This window comes from Nocardioides sp. NPDC087217 (assembly GCF_044744805.1).
Classification (GTDB): Bacteria; Actinomycetota; Actinomycetes; order Propionibacteriales; family Nocardioidaceae; genus Nocardioides.
Map to the genome: position 1 here is coordinate 650457 of NZ_JBIUZB010000002.1, position 24489 is coordinate 674945.

Genomic DNA, 24489 nt, shown 5'->3' on the forward strand with positions numbered 1-24489 from the left:
GGCTAAGGCTGCATCGAGAGGAACAGGAACGCGGCCAGCAGGACGAGGTGGACGAACCCCTGCAGGGCGTAGACGCGGCCCTGGACGACGGTGAGCCCGGTGACGAACACCGAGATGACCAGCAGCACGATCTGGGTCGGCTCGAGGCCCAGCTCGAGGGGACCGGTCAGCCAGATCATCGCCACGGCGAGGGCGGGGATGGTGAGTCCGATCGACGCCATCGCTGAGCCGTAGGCGAGGTTGAGGCTCGTCTGGACCCGGTCCCGAGAGGCGTTGCGGACCGCGGCGATCGACTCGGGAGCGAGGACGAGAAGGGCGATCACCACGCCCACGACCGCGTAGGGGAACCCGAGGCTCTTGACGGTGCTCTCGATCGTGGGGGAGAGGACCTTCGCCAGGCCGACCACGGCGACGAGGGAGACCAGGAGGAGGGCCAGGCTGAGGGCGGCCTCGCCCGCCGAGGGCGGGTCGGCGTGGCTGTCCTTGTCGAGATCGACCAGACCGGTCATCCGACCGTGCTCGTCGCTGGTGACGGGGAGGAAGAAGTCGCGGTGGCGGACCGTCTGGGTGAACAGGAAGGCGACGTAGAGCGCCAGCGAGGCGATGGCGGCGAAGACGAGCTGCGACGTCGAGTACTGCGGGCCCTGCGCCGACGTCGTGAACCTCGGCAGCACCAGGGTGAGACCGGCCAGGGCGATGACGGTGGCGACCGCCGACCCGGTGCCGGCGGCGTTGAAGCTGACCAGCCCGTGCTTGAGGGCGCCGACCATGAGCGAGAGCCCGACGATGCCGTTGAGGGTGATCATCACCGCGGCGAAGACGGTGTCGCGGGCATAGGTGCTCGTGCTGTCGCCACCGCTGGTCATCAGCATCACGATCAGACCGACCTCGATCACGGTCACCGCGATCGCGAGGATCAGCGAGCCGAACGGCTCGCCGACCTTGTGGGCGACGACCTCGGCGTGGTGGACCGCGCCCAGCACCGCACCGATCAGCACCGCTGCCACCACGGCCAGGATCGTCCAGTGGTCGTGGCGGAGCCACGCGAAGACCAGCACCACCAGGGCGAGGATCGGCACGACCACTGACCATTGCAGGCGGCCCCGGACCGCTGGCGCACTCATGGGTCGACCTTAACGGTCAGGACTCGCGCACCCGTCTCCTGACACCTGTCGCTGCACGTGACCTTGGCCGATTTACCCAATCGGCACACGTTGTATACAACCGTGGTGAATCCTTGATGATTGCATTCAGTTCGTTGCCCGCGTTCCCCCACCCCCAGGAGCAGCCATGCCACGGATACCCCGCCTTGCTGCGTACGCCGCCGTCTTCGCCCTCGCCCTGAGCGCGAGTGCCTGCAGCGAGGTCCAGAAGACCTCGACCGAGTCCTCCGACAAGGTCGCGGGTGATGTCGTCACTACGATCGGGATCGGCGACAAGGAGATCAAGGAGGGCGGGACGCTCACCATGGGCCTCTCCGCCGACCCCGACGCGCTCGACCCCACAACGTCGTCCTCGCTCTACACGCGCTACGTGATGGAGACGGTCTGCCAGAAGCTCTACGACATCGACGCCGACGGCGGGATCGTGCCGATGCTGGCCACCGCGCTTCCCGAGCTCTCCGAGGGCGGCCTGGTCGCCACCTTCCCGGTCAAGGAAGGCGTGAAGTTCGCCGACGGGACGCCGTTCGACGCGGCAGCCGTGGTGACCACGCTGAAGCGGAACCTCACCAAGCCGGACTCCTCGCGCGCCAGCGAGCTCGGCACGCTGAGCGAGGTTGAGGCGAGCGGTCCGTACGAGGTGCGGCTGAGGTTCAAGGAGCCGTTCTCGCCGCTGACGGCCTCGCTGGCCGACCGTGCCGGGATGATCATGTCGCCCACCGCGTTGAAGGAGCTGGGCGACAACTTCGCCGACCACCCGACCTGTGTCGGGCCGTTCAAGTTCGTCGACCGCGTGCCCGGCACCTCCATCACCGTGGAGAAGGACGCCGGCTACTACGACGCCGAGAATGTCCACCTGGACAAGATCGTCTACCGGATCATGACCGACGCCTCGATCCGCGCGGCCAACCTCAAGTCCGGCGACGTCCAGGTCGCCGACTCGCTCGCGCCGGCGGACATGGCCGACCTCCGCAAGGACAGCGACCTGTCGATGATGCAGGTGGGTTCCTTCGGCTACCAGGGCGTCCAGATCAACATCGGCAACCAGAACGGCGTCGGCACCCCGGTCGCGCAGATCGACACCCCGATCGCGAAGAGCAAGGACGTACGCCGGGCGTTCTCGATGGCGGTCGACCGCGAGCAGCTGGTGCAGAGCGTCTTCCACGGTTACTACGACCCGACCTGCTCGCCGATCGCGGACAGCAGCGAGTTCGCCACTGACGCCTCCCAGGCCTGCCCCGAGCACGACCCGGCAGGAGCCAAGAAGCTGCTCGAGGAAGCGGGTGTCACGACCCCGCTGAAGGTCACGATGCAGACCTCCAACACCCCGAGCAGCCTGCAGTTCGCGCAGGCGCTCCAGGCCCAGGTCGAGGCGGCCGGCTTCGACCTGCGGATCGAGCCGGTGGAGTACACCACCCTCCTGGACAACAACGACCGCGGCGCGTTCGAGGCGATGCAGCTCGGCTGGTCCGGACGCGTCGACCCCAACGGCAACACCTTCAACTTCCTCACCACCGGCGCGGGTCAGAACACCATGGGCTACAGCAACGCCGAGGTCGACAAGCTCCTCACCGACGCCGCCTCCGAGACGGATACCGCCGAGCGCGCCGATCTCTACGGCAAGGCGATCGCCCAGGTCCAGGAGGACAACCCGATCGTCTACCTCTACCGTCAGCGGAACCTGACCGGGCTGTCGAAGCAGATCGCCGGCGTCTCCGTCTTCTCCGACGGCGTCGTACGCATCAGCGGCGCCGCCTACCTGGCCGGCTGATGGGCGCCTATCTCCTCACCAGGACGTGGCACTCGCTGCTCACGATCGTGCTCTCCTCGATGGTGATCTTCGCCGGGGTGCGCATGCTGCCCGGTGACCCCGCGCTGGCGATGGCAGGGGAGGAGGCGAGCCCGGAGCGGATCGCCGCGGTCCGCGCCGACCTCGGGCTCGACCAGGCGCTCTGGGTGCAGTACGCCACCTGGGTCCGGAACTACGTGCACGGTGACTTCGGGCGCTCGCTGCGCACCGGCACGCCGGTCACCGAGCTGCTCGGCAGCACGCTCCCGGTGACACTGTGGCTGGCGGCGTACGCCCTGCTGATCGCCGTCGTCGTGGGGCTCGCCCTCGGGGTCATCGCCGAGCGGCGCCGCGGCCGGTGGCCGGAGTTCCTCGCCAACGGGGTCGCGATGGTGGGGCTCTCGGTGCCGAGCTTCTGGCTCGGGCTGCTGGCGATCCTCTACCTGTCGGTGCGGCTCTCGCTCTTCCCGGCCTCCGGCTACGTGCCGATGCTCGAGAACCCGGTGGATGCGATCTACCACCTGACCCTGCCGGCGCTGATCCTCTCGCTCGCGATCGCAGCCGCGGTGATGCGCCAGACCCGTGCCTCGATGATCGAGACGATGGGGTCGGACTTCGTCCGTACCGCCCGTGCCAAGGGGCTGGGCGGGCAGCGGGTGCTGCTGGCGTACGGCCTGCGGAACTCGCTCCTGGTCGTGGTCACCATCGTCGGGCTGCAGCTCGGTGGGCTCATCTCGGGGGCGGTGGTCACCGAGAGCATCTTCGGCCTGCCCGGGTTCGGCAAGCTCACGCTCAACAGCGTGTTCACCCGGGACTACCCGGTCATCGAAGCCGTCGTCGTGATCATCACCGTCGGATATGTCCTGATCAACCTGGCCGTCGACGTGCTCTACTCCGTCCTCGACCCCCGGATCCGCGTGGCAGGTGCCGCATGACGACGACCACGACGTACGCCGGGCCCAGCACCTGGTGGCGACGGATGCGGTCCAACCGGACCGCCATGGCCGGCGGAACGATCCTCGGCATCGTCGTGCTGGCGGCCGTGCTGGCGCCGGTGCTCGCACCCTACGGCCCGACGACGACTCACTTCGACGCTCCCTTCCAGCGGCCGGGCACGATCGGGTTCCCGCTCGGCACCGACAACCTGGGCCGCGACACGCTCTCACGGATGCTCTACGGGGCGAGGGCGTCCCTGCAGGTCGGGGTGCTGTCGGTGCTGGTCGCGACGGTCGTCGGGGTCCCGCTCGGCCTCATCGCCGGGTCCTGGCGCTGGGCTGACGCGCTGGTGTCCCGATTCACCGACGTGGCGCTCGCGTTCCCGTTCCTGATCCTCGCCGTCGGACTCGCCGCCATCCGTGGGGCGAGCCTGTCCAACGCGGTCCTGGCGCTCGGGATCGCGCACGTGCCGCAGATGATCCGGGTCGTACGCGGCGAGGCGCTGCGACTGCGGACGACCGACTTCGTGGCGGCGGCCGTGACCATGAACGCGAGCAGCCTGCGCGTCATGGGTCGGCACATCCTGCCCAACGCGCTGTCCGCGATCATCGTGCAGGCGACGATCATCATGCCCTCCGCGGTGCTCGGGGAGGCGGTGCTCTCCTTCCTCGGTCTCGGCATCCAGCCGCCCGAGGCGAGCCTCGGGGTGATGCTCTCGGACGCGCAGCAATACTTGGCCCAAGACGCGTGGCTCGGTGTCTTCCCCGGTGCGCTGATCGCGATCATCTGTCTCAGCTTCAACCTCTTCGGGGACGGGCTGCGCGACAGCCTCGACCCGGCCAACGACGAGAGGACGTCATGACCTACACACCTGCTTCCGAGTTCAAGACCCGACCCGACCTGCTCGGCAGGTTCGGGATGGTCGCCTCGACCCACTGGCTGGCCAGCGGGGCCGCGCAGGCGGTGCTGGAGCGGGGCGGCAACGCCTTCGACGCTGCCGTGGCCGGTGGTTTCGTGCTGCACGTCGTCGAACCGCATCTCAACGGTCCGGGCGGTGATCTCGTCGGGATCTTCGCGACCTCCGAGGGCGAGCCGACGGTCCTGATGGGTCAGGGCCCCGCACCCGCGGGAGCCTCCGTCGAGCACATGCGCGCCGAGGGGCTCGAGCTGGTCCCCGGGGCGGGGGCGCTCGCCGCGGCCGTTCCCGGCGCGGTCGAGGCATGGCTGATGCTGCTGCGCGACCACGGCACCTGGGAACTCGGCGACATCCTCGACTACGCGATCGACTACGCCCGCAACGGTCACCCGATCCTGGGCCGCACCGTCGCCACGATCGCCACGGTGGCCGACCTCTTCCGCGACCACTGGCCCACCTCGGCCGAGCGCTGGCTCGTCGACGGCGAGCTGCCGGAGCCCGACACCATGGTCCGCAACGAGGCCTACGCCTCGGTGCTGGAGCGGCTCGTTGCCGCAGGCGAGGGGGCCGCGACCAGGCAGACGCGGATCGATGCGGCCCGCGCGGCCTGGGGGAGCGGGTTCGTCGCCGAGGCGATCGAGGAGTTCGTACGCACCCCGCACCGCCATGCCTCCGGAACCGACCATTCCGGGGTGATCACGGCGGCTGACATGGCTGGGTTCTCCGCTGCGTACGAGACGCCGGTGAGCACGTCGTTCCGGGGTCACACGATCGCGAAGGCCGGGGCGTGGACGCAGGGGCCGGTCCTGCTCCAGATCCTCAACCTGCTCGACCCGCTGGACGACGCGCTGCTCGACCCGTGCAACCCCGAGGGGGCGCACACGATCCTGGAGGCGACCAAGCTGGCCTTCGCCGACCGCGACGCCCACTACGGTGATGGCGCCGACGCGGAGCGGATGGCGGTCCTGCTCTCCCAGGAGTACGCCGCCACCCGCCGTGCCCTGATCGGCGACGTGGCCAGCCGGGAGGTCCGTCCCGGCCTGGACGCCAAGGAGCTTCCGCCGTTGAGGGAGACCTACGATCCGGCCGCCGCGGCGGCCGGAGTCGGCGAGCCCACCGTCTCGCCGACCGGGGACGTACGCGGCGACACCTGCCACATCGACGTCGCCGACCGGTGGGGCAACATCATCGCGGTGACCCCGTCAGGCGGCTGGCTGCAGTCCTCCCCGACGATCCCGGATCTCGGGTTCTGCCTCGGCACCCGGCTGCAGATGACCTGGCTGGAGCCCGGTCTCCCGTCCACCCTGCAGCCCGGGCGCCGACCGCGCACGACGCTCACCCCGACGTTGGTGCTGCGCGACGGCGAGGCGGTCACCGCGGTGGGTTCTCCCGGCGGTGACCAGCAGGACCAGTGGCAGCTGCTCTACCTGCTGCGCACGATCGTGGGCGGCTACACGCCTCAGCAGGCGATCGACGCGCCCGCACTCCACTCGACCTCGTTCCCGGGGTCTTTCTGGCCGCGCACCTGGACGCCGGCGGGCGCCGTGGTGGAGGACAGGCTCGGCGAGGCACTCATCGAGAGCCTGCGCGAGCGCGGCCATGCCGTCGAGGCGGCCGGCGACTGGTCGCTGGGCCGGCTCTCCGCGGTGACCAGGGACCCAGCGACCGGGACGCTCTCCGCCGCCGCCAACCCGAGAGGGGCGCAGGGCTATGCCGTCGGACGCTGAGATGCTGTCGGTCACCGACCTCCGGGTCGCCTTCGGTCGCACGGAGGTGCTCCACGGCGTCGACCTGGCCGTCGGCCACGGTGAGCGGGTCGCTGTCGTCGGCCAGTCGGGCTCGGGGAAGTCGACGCTGGTCGCGGCGATCCTGGGCCTGCTGCCCGGAACGGGGCATGTCACGGGAGGCTCGATCAGGCTCGGCGACGACGAGCTGACGGGACGTACGGAGAAGGCCTGGCGGCGCCTGCGGGGCGAGCGCATCGGCCTGGTTCCGCAGGACCCGATGACCAACCTCAACCCCGCGATGAGGGTCGGTGCTCAGATCGCCGACGCGCTCGTCGCGGCGGGGCTCCGCGGCACCGCGGTCGAGGAACGGGTGCTCGAGCTGCTCACCGAGGCGGGAATCCCCGAGGCGGAGCGCCGGGCGGGGCAGTATCCGCACGAGTTCTCCGGAGGGATGCGTCAGCGCGTCCTGATCGCGATGGCGCTGGCCCGCGAGCCGAAGCTGCTGATCGCGGACGAGCCCACCAGTGCGCTGGACGTGACCGTGCAGCGGCGGATCCTCGACCACCTCGAGACCCTCGTCGCAGCCCACGGCACCTCGCTGCTCTTCGTCACCCATGACCTCGGGCTCGCGGCGGACCGGGCCGACCGGGTGGTCGTGATGCACGACGGCAGCATCGTCGAGACCGGGCCCGCGGCCCAGATCCTCAGGGACCCGCAGCACGACTACACCAGGCGGCTGATCGCGGCATCTCCGTCGCTGGACCGGGAGGGTCGCTCGCCGTCGCGTCCGGACGGCACCGATCCGATCCTCGTGGTGGAGGACCTGGTCAAGGAGTTCAAGCTCCGCGGCCGGCACAGCGGGACCTTCCGCGCCGTCGACCATGCCTCCTTCTCCGTCGAGCGCGGCACCACGACCGCGGTCGTGGGGGAGTCGGGATCGGGGAAGTCGACCATCGCCAAGATGGTCCTCGGCCTGGAGACACCGACCTCCGGCACCGCGCGGATCGACGGCCGCAGCATCGCCGGGGCATCGCGCGCTGACCGGGCCGATCTGCGCCGTCGCGTGCAGCCCGTCTTCCAGGACCCCTACAGCTCCCTGGACCCCACCTTCACCGTCGCCCAGCTGGTCGCCGAGCCACTGCACATCCACCGGGTCGACGAGCGGAAGGACCGGCAGGGCCGCGTACGCGAGCTCCTCGACCAGGTGGCGCTGCCCGGGTCTGTCGCCGGGAGACGACCCAGCGAGCTCTCCGGGGGCCAGCGGCAGCGGGTCGCGATCGCCCGGGCACTGGCCCTCGACCCGGAGCTGGTGATCTGCGACGAGGCGGTCTCCGCGCTCGACGTGCTCGTCCAGGACCAGATCCTCACCCTGCTGGCCGACCTGCAGCGTGATCTCGGCCTCAGCTACCTGTTCATCACCCACGATCTCGCCGTCGTACGTCAGATCGCACATAGAGTCGTGGTCATGCACAAGGGCAGGGTCGTCGAGCACGACACCGTGGACCAGATCTTCACCGCACCGACCTCGGCCTACACCGCCGAGTTGCTGGAAGCGATCCCCGGTGCGGCTCTCGCAGGCTGAGGGCGGTCGTCCGGCTGGTGCGCTGACAGCAGCCGTACGCCGCGACATCATCGCCGGGGAGCTGACCCCCGGGACCAGGGTGACCGAGGCCTTCCTGGCCCAGCGCTACGGCGTCAGCCGGGTGCCGGTGCGCGAGGCGCTGCGCGCACTCGAGGCGGAGGGGTTCATCGAGTCCACGCCGCACATCGGGTCGAAGGTCGGCCACGTCCCGTTCGACGAGGCGGACGACCTCTTCGCGGTCCGGGAGGCGCTCGAGATCGCGACCGCTCGCCGCGCGGCCGAACGGGCCAGGGGTCTCTTCGACCAGCCCGAGCCCAACCAGGCGTGGTTCGAGATCCGGCGCGAGCTCGCGCAGATCCTCGACGAAGGGGACGAGTGGGTCGCCCGGGACGATCTGGAGCCCCTGGTCGCGCTCAACGACCGCTTCCACATCCTCGTCGCCGAGCTCAGCGGCAGCAAGACGCTGGCCACCTTGCTGCGTCAGCTCTCCCACAAGATCGAGTGGCTCTACGCTCTCGACACCTTCTCCCGCGGCAAGCGGCTCTGGCCCGACCACCGGCGCATCCTGGCCGCGATCGACGCGGGTGACTGCGACCGCGCCGCCGAGCTGATGGGCTGGCACGTACGTGAGTCGCGGATCGGCTACGCGTTGCGCAGCGCTCCGCCGGAGAAGGTCGAGGAGCTGAGGACCCTTCCACCTGTTCCGGGTGGTGGGCGTCCGCCTGCGTGAGCCGGCCTGCTCCGCTGGTCGAGCCTGCTCCGCTGGTCGAGCCGCCGGAGCCGCTAGGCGGAGGCGTGTCGAGACCAACACGGTCGATTCCGCGGGAAACCTCGGTTGGGTGACTGTTCTTCGTTTCGGGGTTCGCCGCCGACCCTTGATTTGAGTGTTTCTCGATCGGGCGCCGCGTCAAGGACGCCCTTCGGGCGCCGGCTTCGCCGGCCGCTTCGCGGTCCTTGACTCGGCACCCGATCGAGAAAGATTTCGCCTGTATCGGGGCGGCGGCGAGAGAGTGGCGCGGAGTTCACGTTACCTGTTCGCTGACCGCCTAACATGGGGCTGACCTGCTTAAATAGGTCGCATCTCGGTGCTTGTTCGCATATAATAAGGCGCATGTACGAGACCATCGACCGCCTCCTCGCCGGGCCGCCTGCGGGTGCGTCCGAGGCTGAGCTGGTCGACTGGATCGCGCGTCTCGAATCGGTCAAGTGCACCGCCGAGGCGGTACAAGCCGAAGCAGCGGTACGTCTCGACGAAGCCGTCCGGGACCGCCAGGCCGAGGCCGGGGTGCCCGCCCGCAAGCTCGGCGAGGGCGTGGCCTCGCAGGTTGCTTTGGCACGGCGGGTCTCGCCCGAGAAGGGCGCCAAACTCCTCGGCCTCGCGAAAGTTCTGATCAGCGAGATGCCGCACACCTTCGCGCTGATGAAGGCCGGACTGTTCTCCCAGTGGCAAGCCACCATCCTGGCCCGCGAAACCGCCTGCTTGTCGGTGGAGGACCGTCGAGTCATCGACCACGAGCTCTGCGCTACGGGTCCGGACGGTGAACCTGCTCGGGCGGTGTCGATGGGGCTACGGCAGCTCGAGAACGCCGCCAAGAAGCTCGCCATCACCCTCGACCAAGCCTCCGTCGTCGCCCGGGCTGCCAACGCGGTGAAAGACCGTCGCGTCAGCCTGCGGCCGGCCCCGGACACGATGACCTGGCTCGGCGCGTTGTTGCCGGTCAGGGACGGGGTCGCGGTCTTCGCGGCACTGGACCAGGCCGCCAAGGCTGCTGCGGCTGCGGGTGATGAGCGGAGCCGGGGTCAGGTCATGGCCGACACCCTGGTCGACCGGATCACCGGCCGCGCCGAGGCCGGTGGCAAGCCGCGGATCGAGGTCAAGATCGTGATGACCGCCGACTCCCTCACCGGCGACGCCGACCAGCCGGCCATGGTCGAGGGCTACGGGCCCGTCCCCGCGGCCTGGGCCCGTGAAGCGCTCGCCGACGCGGAGGTGTTCGTGCGGCGCCTGTTCACCGACCGGGTCGGTCGGCTGGTGGCGATGGAGTCCCGCTCCAGGAAGGCACCCGACGGGCTGGCCGAGTTCATTGCGACTCGGGACGGCGGGATCTGCCGCACCAACGGCTGCGACGCCCCGATCCGCAACATCGACCACATCGAACGCCACGCCGACGGTGGCGAAACCAGCGCCGAGAACCTGCAGGGTCTGTGTGAGAGGTGCAACCAGGCCAAGGAAGCCCTCGGCTGGCAGGCCAGACCAGGACCCGACGGCACCATCATCACGATCACACCGACCGGGCACACCTACACCAGCCCACCACCCGACACCTGGGCACCAGACCCACCACCACTGTCGCCAGCGGAGCTCAGGCTGCGCGACGTACTCCTCGAACACACCCTCGCGGCCTGAGGCTCGTGCGCCTCCGAGAACTTTCTTCGGATCGGTGCTTGACCTTGACGCTACGTCAGGGCTGCACGCTTCTTCCATCGCCCCGAACACGGGACCCGAAACCATCGAAGAAGGAGCACCACCATGAACAACATCCTCAGCCGCCTCGTAGGTGACAAGAAGGACTGGAAGCGCATGGAAGCCCGCGCCGCCGCACTGCCCGCCGACTACCGCACCGTCTATGGCGAGATGAAGAGCTACATGTGGCGCTTCACCGCCGGCGACGGCATGGACATCGTCGAGGTCCTGCGCGAGATCCTCGACCTGTTCGAGACCGAGGCCGCCGCCGGACGTCGGGTCATCGAGGTCACCGGGACCGACCTGGCCGCCTTCTGCGACGCCCGGCTGCCCGAGCAGCACGACGCCTACCACGCCAAGCTCCGCGCCAACCTCAACCAGGTCGCCCAGAAGCTGGCATGAGGTGGCGGGAAAACGTAAGAGCCCCGCTGGCGTCTCGGGTCACCAGCGGGGCAAGAACAATGTTGCCGCATCACCTAAGGGGTTGTCACCCCCTTTCGGCAAAATCTGCAGAATTTTGCATTGCAAGATCCTGGTGGGCCCGAACCGGCTCCAAGTGGCACCCGTCAGATGACTGTCCCGACGTCCTTGGCGACGATGTTGTCCATCGCGCGCTCGGCGACGGCGGCGATGGTCATCGACGGGTTGCACGCACCCGTGGTGCCGGGGATGAGCGCTCCATCGAGGACGTAGAGGCCGTCCTGGCCCTGTACCCGACCGTCGAGATCGCAGACGGTGCCCATGTTGGCGCCGCCGAGTGGGTGCCACGTGCTGTTGACGATGGTGTTGGTGTCGATCAGGGCGCCGAGGCCGCCGCTGATCTTCGAGACCCGCTCGTGGATGGCGCGATAGCTCGCCGAGTCGCCGCCGAAGGGGAAGCGGAGGCTCACCGAGTCGGTCAGCGAGCTGTAGCGGAAGCTGCCGCGGTCCGCGCTGACGCCGAAGCCGACCAACATCGTGGCGCCCAGGTCGAGGCCGAGGGGGAGTGGTGGCAACGATGCCTGGATGACGGTGTTGGCCGTGGTCGGGTCGGACCAGTCCTGGCTCTGGTAGACGACGGGACCACCCTGCGTACCGGTGAGGTTCTCGTCGAAGGGGCGCCACATGTAGATCCGGTCGCCGTTGGTGCCCCAGTCCTGGCCGAGCTTGTCGGGAAGGTCCGGGATGGTGTCGGTCGCCGCGGCGCGGACCAGGAGCTTGCTGGTGTTGAGCGAGCCGGCCGCCATCACCAGTGCACGGGTGGTCAGGATCTTCTGCTCCACGACGTCGCCGGCGTCGTTGGTGCGGTCGACGTGGACCTCCCAGCGACCGTCGGCGGCCCGGGCCACGCTCGTCACGTTGTGGCGAGTCGCGACGTGCACCAGGCCGGTGGCCTCGGCCTGCTCGATGTAGGTGACGTCGACGGAGTGCTTGCCGCCGTTGTTGACACCGAGGGCGCAGTCGCCGTTGGTGTAGGAGGGAGCCATCTCGCCGCGCAGCTCCGCGAGCGCGTAGGACCAGTCGATCGGCATCGGGATCTTCTGCAGGTCATAGCCTGCGGCCTCGACCCGCTCGCCGAACGTACGCGAGACCCGGTAGTTGTCCGAGGCGATCAGCTCGTCGGGCGCGGTTGCGGCGCCGAGCATCTTGGCCACGCGCGGGTAGTGGACCCGGTCCATGAGCTCGTAGTCGAGCTCGTTCGGGAACCAGGTGTTGAAGACCTCCGCGGACGGCTGCAGCGTCATGCCCTGGTAGACCAGCGAGCCACCGCCGACACCGGCCGCGCACATGGCCAGCATGTTCTGGCCGAGGACGGGCTCGAGCAGACCGACGTACGGGCCGAAGTTCAGGGGAGTGCCGAGCAGCTTCTGCAGCGGCTTGAGCGCCTCGGGTGCGGTGGTGTGGAACAGCACCCGCTTGTCGAGCGAACGGATCGTCGGAAAGGTCTGCGCGTCCGGCCCGGTCGGCCAGCGGCGGCCACGCTCGAGCACCGTGACCGGCACGCCGGCCTCGGCCAGCCGCAGCGCGGCCACGCCACCACCGAACCCGGACCCGATGACGACCGCCCGGTGCTCCTCCCGCACCAGTCGTACGCGGCGGGGCGAGGTGGCTGCGGCCGGACCGCCGAGCAGGCCGGACGCCGCGGCACCGGCGACGCCGGCAGCACCGGCCAGGAACGTACGTCGTGAGGCTGAGGACATGGTCAAGGGGACTCCCTCGGCTCGTGAATCGTCGGTTACTGCCGCGTAAGAGTTGACGAATGGGCGAGGTGTGTCAAGGTTCACGGCCCCGTTCTGGACAACTGTGTCCGGAACGCGACACGTCTCGGAGAGCCCGGTGCAGCAACGCAGAAGGCGCAACCACAGCCATGTAGGCTGACCGCACTTCCAACAGCTAAGGACGATCTGAACCCCGATGGACGGACCGCAACCCGGCCAATATCCATGCCCGCTGAGTGATTCGCGGCCGCACCCGTCGAGGTTGGCCTGATGACCGAGGTTCTGTTCATCTTCTTGGCGCTGCTGCTGGTCGCCGCCTGTGGTGTGTTCGTGGCCGCCGAGTTCTCCCTGGTCACGGTGGACCACGCCCAGGTGGAGATGGCCGCCGAGCAGGGCGACAAGGGCGCCCAGGGCGTGCTCCGCGCGATGAAGGAGCTCTCCAGCAACCTCTCCGGCGCTCAGGTCGGCATCACCGTGACCAACCTCGGCATCGGCTGGATGTCGGAGCCGGCGATCGCCGAGCTGATCGACGCGCCGCTGCTCGCCACCGGCCTGCCCGAGGGCGCGGTGGCCGGAATCGCGGTGGCCATCGCGCTGACCCTCTCCACGATCGTGACGATGCTCTTCGGTGAGCTGGTCCCCAAGAACCTCGCGCTGGCCCTGCCCCTGGAGACGGCGCGTGTCACCCAGGGACCGATGCGGGCCTTCACCCGGCTGATGCGCGGCCCTATCAAGGTGCTCAACGGCACCGCCAACGCCATCGTGCGCCGCCTGGGCATGGAGCCGCAGGAAGAGCTGCGCTCGGCGCGAAGCTCCGCCGAGCTCTCCTCGCTGATCCAGCGCAGCGCCCACGAGGGCACTCTCGACGCCGACACCGCCGAGCTGATGGAGCGCTCGGTCGAGTTCGGCACCCGCACGGCGGGGGAGATCATGACCCCGCGCGTACGCGTCCACAGTCTCGACCACAACGACCGCGCCGAGGCGCTGATCGAGCTCACCCGGCGTACGGGCAACTCCCGCTTCCCGGTGCTCGACGACAACGAGGCCGTGGTCGGCACGGTGCACGTCAAGGCGGCCGTGGCGCTGCCGGTGCACGAGCGGCCCACGGCGAAGGTCAAGCACCTGATGGTGCCGCCGGTGGTCGTGCCCGACTCGCTGCGCCTGGACCCGCTGATGGCGCTGCTGCGCGCCGAGGGGTTCCAGCTGGCCGTGGTGCTCGACGAGTACGGCGACCAGGCCGGCATCGTCACCCTCGAGGACGTGATCGAGGAGATCGTCGGCGATATCGCAGACGAGCACGACCCGCTCAGCGCCCGCGCCCGGCTGCGCCGTGACGGCGGCTGGTCGCTGTCGGGCCTGCTGCGTCCCGACGAGGTCGAGGACATCACCGGAGTCGCCCTGCCCGAGAGCGAGGACTACGACACCGTCGCCGGTCTGATGCTGAGCCTGCTGGGCCGTATCCCCGAGCCGGGCGCCAGCGCTGAGCTGACGGTGCCCGGCAATCCGCCGCCCGACTCCGACGATGACGACGTCTACGCGAGGTACGTGAAGCTGACCGTGGAGGTCATGGACGGGCGCAGGATCGACCGGATCTCGATGCAGGTGATCGGCTGATGAGTACCACGATGGGGCTCGTGCTCGGCCTGGTGCTGCTGCTCGCCAACGCCTTCTTCGTCGGCTCGGAGTTCGCCCTGGTCTCGGCCCGGCGCAGCCAGATCGAGCCCGCCGCCCAGGCCGGCTCTCAGATGGCGAGGATCACCCTGCGGGCGATGGAGAACATCAGCCTGATGATGGCTGGTGCCCAGCTGGGCATCACGGTCTGCTCGGTGCTGCTGCTGGCGATCACCGAGCCGGCGCTGGCCCACCTGCTCGAGCCCGGCTTCGACCTGATCGGTCTGCCCGAGGCGTTCCACCACCCGGTCGCGTTCGTGATCGCGATGCTCGTGGTCACCTATCTGCACGTGGTGGTCGGCGAGATGGTGCCGAAGAACATCGCCCTCGCCGGCCCCGACAAGGCGGCTCTCGTCCTCGGCCCGGCGATCTACGCGGTCGTCTACGTGCTGCGCCCGATCATCGTCGCCTTCAACTACGCCGCCAACGTCTGCGTCCGCGCGCTCGGCATCGAGCCCAAGGACGAGGTGAGCTCCGCGTTCACCCGCGCGGAGGTGGCCGCCATGGTCGAGGAGTCCCGCGGCGAAGGGCTCCTGGAGGAGGACGAGTACGGCCGACTGGCCGGCGCGCTCGGCTTCACCGAGAAGACCGTCGCCAAGGTCACCATCCCGATCTCCGACTGGACGATCGTGCCGCGCGGCGCCTCGGGTGCCGACATCGAGGCGGTGTGCGCCTCGACCGGCTACAGCCGGTTCCCGGTCGCGGGCGAGAGCGGTGACCTGGTCGGCTACCTGCACATCAAGGACGTACTCGAGCCCGATGACGTACGCCGCCGGCAGCCCGTCCAGAACAAGTGGATCCGCCCGTTCGCGACGGTCACTCCCGACGACGCGCTCCACGAGACGCTCGAGACCCTGCAGCGCCGCGGCGCCCACATGGCCCGGGTCGTCCGTGAGGACGGCAGCACCATCGGCCTGGCGACGCTGGAGGATGTCATCGAGGAGCTGGTCGGCGAGATCCGCGACGCCGCCCACGCCGACGACTCAACGGCTACCGACTAGGGTTGGCTCGTGCCGCGTCTGGTGACAGAGGAGAGCCCGCAGATGCCCAACCGTCGATCTGGTGATCCCCGCCTGCAACATGGCCGGGACATGCGGCGACCGCGGGGCACGGCCGACCGCAACCAGCCCGTGCTCGGCAAGCTGCTCAGCATCCTGCGGCTCGTCTACGCGCCGGTGGTGCTGTGGGCGGTGATGATCGCCGAGGACGACACGATCGCACTGTCCGCGTTCGGTCTCGCGGTGGTCACCGATCTGCTCGACAGCTGGCTCAACCGCAAGCAGCTGGGCCGCCGCCGCTCGGGCGAGCTGCTCGACGTGGTGGCCAACACCGTCTTCGTCCTGGCCGCGACGCTCGCGCTCTGGCAGATCGACGTGATCCCGTGGCCGATCGCGCTGCTGGTGCCGCTGCGGTTCGTCGGCCTGCTGGCGATGATCCCGGCGCTGCGCAGCCGTGGGGTGCGTACGCTGCCCATCCATCTTCTCGGCAAGGTGGCCGCCTTCTGCATGCTGGCCTCCTTCCCGTTGCTCTACCTCAGCCACGACATCCCTGAGACCCTCGATCTCGGCCTGGAGCCGAGCCTGCCCATCCAGGTGGCGCAGGCCTTCGGCTGGGCCTTCGCGCTGTGGGGGATCCTGCTGCTGTGGTGGAGCCTGGTCCTCTACGCCCAGGAGGTGCGTCGCCTGATGGCCACCACGCCACCGCTGGAGAAGGGCGGGGCGACCCGTGCCTGACCAGATCCCCGGTTCCGAGGACCTGCGGGCCTACGTCACCAAGCCACTGCTCGACCGCATCACCGACCAGGCGATCGACTCCGACTACATGGCCGCCGCCGAGCGGCGCGAGCCCACGGGGGAGGAGCCGACGCGGCGTCGCCGGCCCGGCCTGTGGGCGATGGTGGTCGTCGGCCTCTTCGCGCTGCTGGCCACGACCGCCGCGGTGCAGACCTCGCGCAACGAGGACATCCGACAGACCAGCAGGCAGGTGCTGGTCGACCGCATCGAGCAGCGTCAGGACCGGATCGCTGATCTGCACCGTCAGATCTCCGCCCTCAGGGAGGACAACCAGCGAAGCGAAGCGGCGCTGAACTCGCTCGGGCTGCGGGCCGAGTCGGCGTCCTCGTCCGCCGCGTCGACCGCGGAGGAGACCGGGTTCGCTCCGGTGACCGGTTCGGGGATCAGGATCACCATCGACAACGCCGCCGACGGCAGCGAGGGCGGCACCGTCCGCGACTACGATCTCGCCGTGATCGTCAACGGACTGTGGCAGGCGGGCGCGACCGCCGTCGCCGTCGACGGTCAGCGGGTCACCCCGCGCAGCGGCGTGATCACCTCTGGTGCCACCCTCCGGATGAACGACGTCTCGCTCTCGCCGCCCTATGAGGTGTCGGCCATCGGCGACACGCGTACGCTGGCCGCACGCTTCGCCGAGACGGTCTCCGGCGCGATGATCCACACCACGACGCAGGACTACGGGATGCCCTACGACGTCGAGAACATCGACCGACTGACCCTTCCCGCGGCGCCGGCTGATCTGCTGGAGTTGACCCACCTCGGGGCCAAGTCCAAGGACAAGGGCACCCAGGGCTCCGAGAAGCCCACCGACAACACCGACGAAGACATGCAAGAGAACAGCGAAGGGGACCGCGAAGAATGATCGCCGTCATCGGCCTAGTGATCGGCATCGTGCTGGGACTGTTCTTCCAGCCCGAGGTGCCTGTCGGCCTGGCGCCTTACCTGCCGATCGCCGTCGTCGCCGCACTGGACGCCGTCTTCGGTGCGCTGCGCGCGTTCATGGACGGCATCTTCGACGACAAGGTCTTCGTCGTCTCGTTCATCAGCAATGTCGTGATCGCCGCCGGCATCGTCTACCTCGGTGACCGTCTCGGCGTCGGCGGCCAGCTGTCCACCGGCGTCATCGTCGTCCTCGGCATCCGCATCTTCACCAACGTCGCAGCCATCCGGAGGCACATCTTCCATGCCTGACCGGAAGAGGAGGCCACCGGTGAAGCGGACCGCGGCCAAGCGGACCCCCGCGAAGAAGGCGCCGGCGAAGAAGCCCGCCACGCCTCCGGAGGAGACCGTCGCCGAGCCTGTGACCGACGACGGCGCCATCCCCGAGGCCTCGGACGAAGGTACGCCGCCTGCTGAGCAGGCGCCCGCGGAGTCTGTCGAGACGACCGACGCCGCCGAGGCCGAGGAGCCGTCGGAGACGGACGCGCCCGACGAGGCGGAGTCCGATGATCCTGCGTCCGATGAACCTGCGTCGGACGAGGCTGTCGACGAGCCTGAGGAGCCGGCGGCCGAGGAGTCGGACGACGCCGACGTCGCCGAGGACCAGTCCGTCGAGCCCACCGACAACGAGGACGACGTCGAGCCTGTCGAGCCAGTCGACTTCGTCGAGCCCTCTGAGCCTGTCGAGTCGGCGGGGGCCGAGCCGCCGGCCGCCGAGAACGCCGAGAAGAGCGACGAGCCCGCTGAGGTCACAGAGCCCGACGAGGTCGAGGACACGGCTGTCGACGAGCAGACCGAACAGGTCGATGAGCCCGATGAGGCCGAGGAGCGGCCGAAGACCCAGAAGACCGATGAGCCTGATGAGTCTGACGAGCCCGAGGAGGAGCCGGCGCCGCTGGTCGGCCGGGCGCGACTCTTCGACGCGCTCACCCACTTCCGGCGCGGCCAGGTGGCCGTGGCGGTCCTGCTCTGCGTACTCGGCTATGCCGCCGTGGTGCAGGTCCAGACGAACACCGAGGACTCGACGTACGCCGGCCTGCGCGAGCAGGAGCTGATCGACATCCTCTCCGGCCTGGCCGGCACGACGCAGAAGGCCCAGGAGCAGATCGAGGAGCTCGAGGCGACCCGCGACGAGCTCGAGGACCAGACACTCCAGCAGCAGACCGCGCTGCAGCGCGCCGAGGAGCAGGTCGACACGCTCCGGGTGATCGCCGGGACGGTGCCGGTCAGCGGTCCGGGCATCACCATCGAGATCGACCCCGGCGCCGACCCGCTGCGGCTGACCGCGCTTCTCGACCTGATCGAGGAGCTGCGCACGAGCGGTGCCGAGGCGATGGAGATCGAGGGGGCCGACGGCGAGGCCGTACGCCTGGTCGCGTCGTCCTCGATCGAGGTCAGCCAGCCCGGCGCGGGTCTCAACGTGGGCGGCGAGCTGATCAGCCCGCCCTACCGCCTCCAGGTGATCGGGCCGCCCGACACGCTGGCCGGCGCGATCGACTTCTACCAGGGCCCGCAGGACCAGCTCGAGGAGCAAGGCGCGGAGGTCAAGGTGGAGTCGGAGGAGAAGATCGACATCGAGTCGATTCACACCGTGTCCCGCTGACCGTTTCGTCGGTGGGGCGCAGTAGGGTTTCGACAACCGGCTCGCGGGACGATCTTCCGCGGCCAGACCAGTACGCCTGATGAGGAGATGGCCGTGTACCCCGAGGACCTGAAGTACACCAGCGAGCACGAGTGGCTGCGCAACCCTGGCGAGACCGAGGGCTCCGTACGGATCGGGATCACCAACTACGCCCAGGACGCCCTCGGCGACATCGTCTACGTGTCGATGCCGGCCGTCGGTGACACGATCAAGTCGGGCGAGAGCTGCGGCGAGCTCGAGTCGACCAAGTCGGTCAGCGACATCTACGCGCCGATCTCCGGCGAGGTCGTCGCGGTCAACGGATCGCTCGACGCCACGCCCGAGCTGGTCAACGACGACCCCTACGGCGGGGGCTGGCTGTTCGAGGTCACTCCGTCCGATCCTGCCGAGCTGGAGAGCCTCCTCGACGCCGCGGCGTACGAGGCATCACTCGACGCCTAAGGCCGTGCGCTAAGAATTGGCGCAGCACAACCGAACACCTGGGCCGACCTGATAGGTTGCGGATACCATCCCTCAACGTTCACTTGAGGGTAGGTGCCCGGCCCTCGATGAACCTGGAGCTCAAAAATGTCCGTGTGCCCCGCTTGCGGCAGCCAGAACCCCGACGAAGCGCGGTTCTGCTCGCAGTGTGGCGTAAGCCTGACCGGGACCGACCAGACCTCGACGATTCAGCTCGGGGCTGACGCCGACACCTCTGACCGGGTGCTCAGCCCGGTCGAGGCGGCCACCGTCGAGGCCCTGCCGCGGGGCAACGGCATGCTCGTCGTGCAGCGCGGCCCCGGTGCCGGAAGCCGCTTCCTGCTCGACCAGGACACCGTGGTCGCGGGTCGTCACCCGGACAGCGACATCTTCCTCGACGACGTCACCGTCTCGCGTCGCCACGCGGAGTTCGCGCGAACCGGCGACACCTTCGAGGTCTCCGACGTCGGCAGCCTCAACGGCACCTACGTCAACCGCGACCGGATCGAGAAGGTCGTCCTCAAGGACGGCGACGAGGTCCAGGTCGGCAAGTTCCGGCTCGTCTTCTACGCCGGGCACGAAGGGGCGTAGCCGATGGCCGCCGCCGCGATGCCTGACCCTCAACGGCCGGCTAGCGACTCGGGGGAGCGGCTCAACATCGGGCAGGTCCTGGATCAGCTGCGTCCGGACTTTCCCACGGTGACGATCCCCAAGATCCGGTTTCTCGAGGACAAGGGACTTATCAAGCCGGAGCGTACGCCCGCGGGCTACCGCAAGTTCTCCCGCCGCGATGTCGAGCGGCTGCGCTATGTCCTGAGGATGCAGCGCGACCACTACCTGCCGCTCAAGGTCATCGGCGAGCACCTGGACGCGATCGACCGGGGCCTCGAGCCGCCGGCGATCGAGCCGACCGTGCCCACGGTCCCGACGGTGGCCCTGACGCCCAGCGGCGCGCCGGGCGCGGAGTCGTTCCGGCGTACGGACAACATGCGGATCTCGCGACGCGAGCTCCTCAAGGTGGCCGAGGTCGACGACGCGCTGCTGACCGAGCTGGAGAAGATGGCGCTGGTGGTGCCGCTGCGCAGCGGTCACTACGACACCGATGCTCTTGCGATCGCGCGCACGGCCAAGGAGCTGGCCGAGTTCGGCATCGAGCCTCGTCACCTGCGCGGTATGAAGGCCGCCGCCGACCGCGAGGTCGGTCTCATCGAGCAGATCGTGGCGCCGCTGCGGCGCCCCGGGAACGCCGGAGCGCAGGGCCGGGCCGAGGAGATCGGCAGCGAGATCGCCTCCCTGGCGGTCCGTCTGCACGCCACCTTGGTGAAGTCGGGACTGCGCGACCGCTGACTCGGTTGATATCGGCGGTCAACCGGGCTGCTGTCGCGACCCGGAGACGGGTAGGGTGGATGACATGCGCGAGGTCGATGTGCTCGGAGTCCGAGTGGAGATGCCCTCCAACCAGCCGATCGTGCTGTTGCGCGAGGTGGCGGGTGAGCGATACCTGCCCATCTGGATCGGCGCGGTGGAGGCGACCGCGATCGCCTTCGCCCAGCAGGGCGTGGTCCCGCCGCGGCCGCTGACCCACGACCTGCTCAAGGACGTGCTGGAGGCGACCGGCAACGAGCTCACCGAGGTGCAGATCACCTCGGTCACCGACCGCGTCTTCTACGCCAACCTGGTCTTCGCCTCGGGCGTCGAGGTGAGCGCGCGGCCCTCGGACTCGATCGCGCTGGCGTTGCGTACGGGGACCAAGATCGTGGTCTCCGACGAGGTCCTCGACGAGGCGGGGCTCGCCGTCCCGGCCGAGCAGGAGGACGAGATCGAGAAGTTCCGCGAGTTCCTCGACGAGATCACGCCCGAGGACTTCGAGTCCCACTGAGTCGGGATCACTCGCTCAGCGCGAGCATCGCCTTCTCGTCGACCGTGTCGGCTTCCGCCTGGTAGACGATCATGCGCTGACCGCCGGTGCGGGCCAGCTGCATGACCTCGTAGGTGAGCGTCATCCGGCCGACCCGCGGATGCTCGAAGGTCTTCGTGCCGCCACTGCGCTCACACACGTCGTAGAGCTCCCAGATCGCGGCGAACTCCGGCGACTTGAGCAGCAGCTCGCCCACCAATGCTGCGAGCCGGGGTGAGTCGACGTCGGTGCCGCCGACGGCGCGCAGGTTGGCGACCGAGCTGGCCACCGTCTGGTGCCACGGGTCGAGCAGGTGTCGCCCGATCGGGTCGAGGAAGAGGTAGCGGGTCAGGTTCCGGTGCTCCCGCGGCCCGTCCCACAGACCCGGGTAGAGCCGCCGGGCCGGCCGGTTGGCGGCCAAGATGTCGTTGTGCCTGCTGAACACGAAGGCGGGCAGCGGCCCCAGCTGCTCGAGCATGACGAGCACCGAGGGACGTACGGTCGTATCGGTCGTCGCCTGGGGCACGCTGATGCGTCCCGAGGCGACCTCGGCGAGCTCGTGCAGGCGCTGATGGGCATCGCCGGTCAGGCGCAGGGTACGAGCCAACGAGTCCAGGACGGCCGCTGACGGGTTGGTCTCCCGCCCGCGCTCGAGCCGGGTGTAGTAGTCCACCGAGACGCCGGCGAGCGCCGCGAGCTCCTCGCGCCGCAGCCCAGGCGTACGCCGCACGCCGGTGCCGGCGGGCAGGCCTGCCTCCTCCGGGGTCACCCGAGCGCGGCGGGCGCGCAGGTAGCGCCCCAGCTCGGTCGCAGCCATATCGCTCATCCCTATCAGTGTGCCGCAGGTCCGGCTCGCGTGAGGGGCCGTGTCACACCCACCCCTGGTCACACCCCGGCATCGCGCGGTCTGCCTCTGCGCGCGCGACGCGACCAGACTTTCGGGAACAACGACCTGGAGGAGGAGCACGATGACCGCAGTAGCCCATGAGGTGCCGAGCGGAGGTCAGGCAGCCGCGCCCGCGGGAAGCGTTCGAGCTCTGCTCGCCGCACTCCTGGGCTTCACGGTGATCACCGTCGACGTCTCCGCGGTCAACATCGCGCTGCCCTATCTGCACCGAGACCTGGGTGGCGGGATGGCTGGGCTGCAATGGGTCGTGGACGCGTACACGCTGATGTTCGCTGCCCTGATGCTCTCGGCGGGCGCGGTGACCGACCGGGTCGGACCGGTCCGGGCCTATGCGCTGGGGGTGGTGCTGTTCACCGTCGCCTCCGTGGCCTGCGCGGCCGCTCCGGTGATGCCGGCGCTCATCGCGGCCCGGGTGCTCCAGGGTGCTGCCGCCGCGCTGGTCATGCCGGCGTCGCTGGCGCTGGTCCGGGTGGCGTACGACGACGCGCGGGCCCGAGGGCAGGCGATCGCCGTGTGGACGATCGGCGGATCGGCGGCGATGGCGCTGGGGCCGGTGGCCGGAGGCCTGCTGAGCGAGTACGCAGGCTGGCGCTGGGTGTTCCTGGTCAACGTCCCGGTCGGGATCCTCATCGTCGCCCTGCTGGCCGGTCTGCGGATCCGGGCGGTACGGCGCAAGGCACCGCTCGACCTCCCTGGCCAGGCGCTCGCCGTGCTCGCGCTGTCGGCGCTGACGTACGCCGTCATCGAGGCCGGTCACACCGGCTGGCACGCGCCCGCCCTGCTCGCGGCAGCGGTAGCCGTCGCGGCGGCCGTCGCCTTCGTCGTGGTGGAGCGCCGCTCGGCGGCGCCGGTGCTGCCGCTCGGGCTGGTGGCTCAGGGGAGGGTCGCGGTCGCGCTGGTCTCCGGGTTCGGCATCAACTTCGGGTTCTACGGTGGGATCTTCCTGCTCGGCCTCTACTACCAGCAGGTGCGGGGCTGGAGCGGTGCCGAGGCGGGGCTGATGTTCGTCATCCCGGCGGCCATGACCACGTGCGCCAACGTCGTGGCGCCGCGCCTGGCGTACGTCGTGGGCCGCCGCGCGCTCATCGTCGGGGGCCAGCTGATCCTCGCGGTCGGAATGCTCGCCCTGCTCCCGCTCACGACGACGACGCCGGTCTGGCTGGTCCTGGTGCTGCTCGTCCCGCTCGCCACCGGCGGCGCACTGGCGATCACCCTCGTCACCGCCGACCTGATCGACGCCGTCGAGCCCGCCCGCGTGGGTGTCGCGACCGGCGCGCTGAGCACGTTTCGGCAGACGGGCGGCGCGATCGCGGTCGCCGTCTTCGGCGGTCTGGGGGCAGGTGCGTCCGGGATCCTCACGCTCCCGGGGATGCAGGTATCTCTCCTCGTCGGGGCCGGCGTCCTGGTGCTGACCGCCCTCGTGGCGACCGCCAGGCGTCGAAAGCCTCAGGCTCTACTTGAGGGTTAGCCCCGACGACACGCCGGAGGGGGTTCTTTGACCAGGGCCCTTGCGGCGCTTACCTTGTAGTTGTCTCTGTTGTAACTCCAACGATGTGGTCCCCCCGCCGCAGCCGTTCATTCCCCGAGTGGAGTTACGCACAACGGAGTAGACGATGGAGGACATCGTGTTCGACCACGAGCAGAAGCCCGGGCACGGCGCCGACGACGCGCAACGCGCGGCGGAGCAGGCTGACGAGCAGGGCCTTCTCTTCACCGACGATGTCTCGCCCCTGCCGAGCGACACCGGTTACCGCGGGCCGACGGCCTGCAACGCTGCGGGGATCAGCTACCGCCAGCTCGACTACTGGGCGCGCACCGGTCTCGTCGAGCCGAGCGTGCGCGGGGCCACCGGCTCCGGCACCCAGCGGCTCTACTCCTTCCGCGACATCCTGATCCTCAAGGTCATCAAGCGGCTCCTCGACGCCGGCATCTCACTGCAGCAGATCCGCGCTGCCGTGCAGCACCTGCGTGAGCGGGGCACCGACGACCTGACCCGCGTCACCCTGATGAGCGACGGCGCCTCGGTCTACGAGTGCACCAGCAACGACGAGGTCATCGACCTGCTCCAGGGCGGGCAGGGCGTCTTCGGCATCGCCATCGGTGGCGTCTGGCGCGAGATCGAGGGCACGCTCTCCGAGCTCCCCAGCGAGCGTACGACCGACGACGGCGAGCAGGTCGCCTCGATGTCCGACGAGCTCTCCGCCCGCCGCGCGGCGCGCAACGCCGGATAGTAAACGTCACGTAACACTAGACCCCGAGGTCCCCGCAGAGGCGGGGCCTCGGGGTCGAGTCGTTTATGCTGGAGGTGCTGACCATCCCGCACGGGAGAGCTCCTCTCGAAGGGGCGCCGAAGGGGCAATTCCTCCCCGGAAACTCTCAGGCATCCACGACTGTGCGGACCAGGCAACT

23 protein-coding genes and 1 riboswitch are annotated in these 24489 nt (G+C 69.4%); of the genes, 20 read left to right on the forward strand and 3 right to left on the reverse strand.

Features of this window, described 5'->3' with window-relative positions:
• Nucleotides 1-2: 2 nt before the first annotated feature.
• Nucleotides 3-1124, reverse strand: coding sequence for a calcium:proton antiporter (locus tag ACIO3S_RS10445; protein ID WP_400462663.1), 1122 nt, complete (start codon nucleotides 1122-1124; stop codon nucleotides 3-5).
• Nucleotides 1125-1290: 166 nt separating this feature from the next.
• Here ACIO3S_RS10445 and ACIO3S_RS10450 point away from each other — a divergent pair, with 166 nt between their 5' ends.
• From ACIO3S_RS10450 to ACIO3S_RS10485, 8 genes are all read left to right on the forward strand, one after another.
• Nucleotides 1291-2931, forward strand: coding sequence for an ABC transporter substrate-binding protein (locus ACIO3S_RS10450; protein ID WP_400462666.1), 1641 nt, complete (start codon nucleotides 1291-1293; stop codon nucleotides 2929-2931).
• Nucleotides 2931-3884: an ABC transporter permease gene (locus ACIO3S_RS10455; RefSeq protein ID WP_400462669.1), complete on the forward strand. Its 954-nt coding sequence runs from the start codon at nucleotides 2931-2933 to the stop codon at nucleotides 3882-3884. Before ACIO3S_RS10450 ends, ACIO3S_RS10455 begins: the two co-directional genes overlap by 1 nt.
• A complete protein-coding gene (locus ACIO3S_RS10460; protein WP_400462672.1) occupies nucleotides 3881-4747 on the forward strand; it encodes an ABC transporter permease in 867 nt (288 codons plus the stop codon). Before ACIO3S_RS10455 ends, ACIO3S_RS10460 begins: the two co-directional genes overlap by 4 nt.
• A complete protein-coding gene (locus ACIO3S_RS10465; protein WP_400462675.1) occupies nucleotides 4744-6528 on the forward strand; it encodes a gamma-glutamyltransferase family protein in 1785 nt (594 codons plus the stop codon). Before ACIO3S_RS10460 ends, ACIO3S_RS10465 begins: the two co-directional genes overlap by 4 nt.
• On the forward strand, nucleotides 6512-8110 hold the full coding sequence (locus tag ACIO3S_RS10470) for a dipeptide ABC transporter ATP-binding protein (protein WP_400462678.1): 1599 nt from the start codon (nucleotides 6512-6514) through the stop codon (nucleotides 8108-8110). The genes ACIO3S_RS10465 and ACIO3S_RS10470 overlap by 17 nt, the downstream gene beginning before the upstream one ends.
• On the forward strand, nucleotides 8091-8840 hold the full coding sequence (locus tag ACIO3S_RS10475) for a GntR family transcriptional regulator (RefSeq protein ID WP_400462681.1): 750 nt from the start codon (nucleotides 8091-8093) through the stop codon (nucleotides 8838-8840). Before ACIO3S_RS10470 ends, ACIO3S_RS10475 begins: the two co-directional genes overlap by 20 nt.
• 381 nt (nucleotides 8841-9221) lie before the next feature.
• A complete protein-coding gene (locus tag ACIO3S_RS10480; protein ID WP_400462684.1) occupies nucleotides 9222-10517 on the forward strand; it encodes a DUF222 domain-containing protein in 1296 nt (431 codons plus the stop codon).
• Between the two features lie 123 nt (nucleotides 10518-10640).
• On the forward strand, nucleotides 10641-10976 hold the full coding sequence (locus ACIO3S_RS10485) for a DUF1048 domain-containing protein (protein ID WP_400462687.1): 336 nt from the start codon (nucleotides 10641-10643) through the stop codon (nucleotides 10974-10976).
• A gap of 164 nt (nucleotides 10977-11140) precedes the next feature.
• On the opposite strand, the gene ACIO3S_RS10490 is transcribed toward ACIO3S_RS10485, so the two are convergent.
• Nucleotides 11141-12754, reverse strand: a complete 1614-nt coding sequence (locus ACIO3S_RS10490; protein WP_400464609.1) for a GMC oxidoreductase — start codon at nucleotides 12752-12754, stop codon at nucleotides 11141-11143.
• A 288-nt stretch (nucleotides 12755-13042) separates the two neighbouring features.
• Between ACIO3S_RS10490 and ACIO3S_RS10495 the strand changes: the two genes are divergently transcribed.
• The 10 genes from ACIO3S_RS10495 (at nucleotide 13043) to ACIO3S_RS10540 (ending at nucleotide 21155) form a co-directional block, all read left to right on the forward strand.
• A complete protein-coding gene (locus ACIO3S_RS10495; protein ID WP_160023662.1) occupies nucleotides 13043-14386 on the forward strand; it encodes a hemolysin family protein in 1344 nt (447 codons plus the stop codon).
• Nucleotides 14386-15444: a hemolysin family protein gene (locus ACIO3S_RS10500; protein ID WP_400462691.1), complete on the forward strand. Its 1059-nt coding sequence runs from the start codon at nucleotides 14386-14388 to the stop codon at nucleotides 15442-15444. The genes ACIO3S_RS10495 and ACIO3S_RS10500 overlap by 1 nt, the downstream gene beginning before the upstream one ends.
• A gap of 90 nt (nucleotides 15445-15534) precedes the next feature.
• Entirely contained in the window at nucleotides 15535-16176 is a 642-nt protein-coding gene (locus tag ACIO3S_RS10505; protein ID WP_350843421.1) for a CDP-alcohol phosphatidyltransferase family protein, read from the forward strand.
• Complete coding sequence (locus ACIO3S_RS10510) at nucleotides 16169-17098, forward strand: DUF881 domain-containing protein (RefSeq protein WP_400462694.1); 930 nt, start codon at nucleotides 16169-16171, stop codon at nucleotides 17096-17098. The genes ACIO3S_RS10505 and ACIO3S_RS10510 overlap by 8 nt, the downstream gene beginning before the upstream one ends.
• A complete protein-coding gene (locus ACIO3S_RS10515) occupies nucleotides 17095-17427 on the forward strand; it encodes a small basic family protein (RefSeq protein WP_008359542.1) in 333 nt (110 codons plus the stop codon). The genes ACIO3S_RS10510 and ACIO3S_RS10515 overlap by 4 nt, the downstream gene beginning before the upstream one ends.
• Before the next feature lie 19 nt (nucleotides 17428-17446).
• The gene (locus ACIO3S_RS10520) at nucleotides 17447-18778 is read left to right on the forward strand and encodes a DUF881 domain-containing protein (protein WP_400462699.1); all 1332 of its coding nucleotides are present in this window, start codon (nucleotides 17447-17449) and stop codon (nucleotides 18776-18778) included.
• A 93-nt stretch (nucleotides 18779-18871) separates the two neighbouring features.
• On the forward strand, nucleotides 18872-19258 hold the full coding sequence (gcvH, locus tag ACIO3S_RS10525) for a glycine cleavage system protein GcvH (protein WP_357339795.1): 387 nt from the start codon (nucleotides 18872-18874) through the stop codon (nucleotides 19256-19258).
• A gap of 126 nt (nucleotides 19259-19384) precedes the next feature.
• Nucleotides 19385-19867 (forward strand): FHA domain-containing protein, encoded by a 483-nt coding sequence (locus tag ACIO3S_RS10530; protein WP_160023650.1) that lies wholly within the window; start codon nucleotides 19385-19387, stop codon nucleotides 19865-19867.
• 3 nt (nucleotides 19868-19870) lie between these two features.
• Nucleotides 19871-20623, forward strand: a complete 753-nt coding sequence (locus tag ACIO3S_RS10535) for a MerR family transcriptional regulator (RefSeq protein ID WP_350713951.1) — start codon at nucleotides 19871-19873, stop codon at nucleotides 20621-20623.
• 64 nt (nucleotides 20624-20687) lie between these two features.
• On the forward strand, nucleotides 20688-21155 hold the full coding sequence (locus ACIO3S_RS10540) for a bifunctional nuclease family protein (protein WP_091042032.1): 468 nt from the start codon (nucleotides 20688-20690) through the stop codon (nucleotides 21153-21155).
• Between the two features lie 7 nt (nucleotides 21156-21162).
• Here the strand turns inward: ACIO3S_RS10540 and ACIO3S_RS10545 are convergent, their stop codons facing one another.
• Nucleotides 21163-21999 (reverse strand): helix-turn-helix transcriptional regulator, encoded by an 837-nt coding sequence (locus ACIO3S_RS10545; RefSeq protein WP_400462705.1) that lies wholly within the window; start codon nucleotides 21997-21999, stop codon nucleotides 21163-21165.
• A 142-nt stretch (nucleotides 22000-22141) separates the two neighbouring features.
• On the opposite strand from ACIO3S_RS10545, the gene ACIO3S_RS10550 reads away from it, so the two are divergent.
• Nucleotides 22142-23548, forward strand: a complete 1407-nt coding sequence (locus ACIO3S_RS10550) for an MFS transporter (RefSeq protein ID WP_400462708.1) — start codon at nucleotides 22142-22144, stop codon at nucleotides 23546-23548.
• 145 nt (nucleotides 23549-23693) lie between these two features.
• On the forward strand, nucleotides 23694-24311 hold the full coding sequence (locus ACIO3S_RS10555) for a MerR family transcriptional regulator (protein ID WP_201451022.1): 618 nt from the start codon (nucleotides 23694-23696) through the stop codon (nucleotides 24309-24311).
• An 81-nt stretch (nucleotides 24312-24392) separates the two neighbouring features.
• Nucleotides 24393-24483: riboswitch (glycine riboswitch) on the forward strand.
• The last annotated feature ends 6 nt before the right edge of the window (nucleotides 24484-24489 follow it).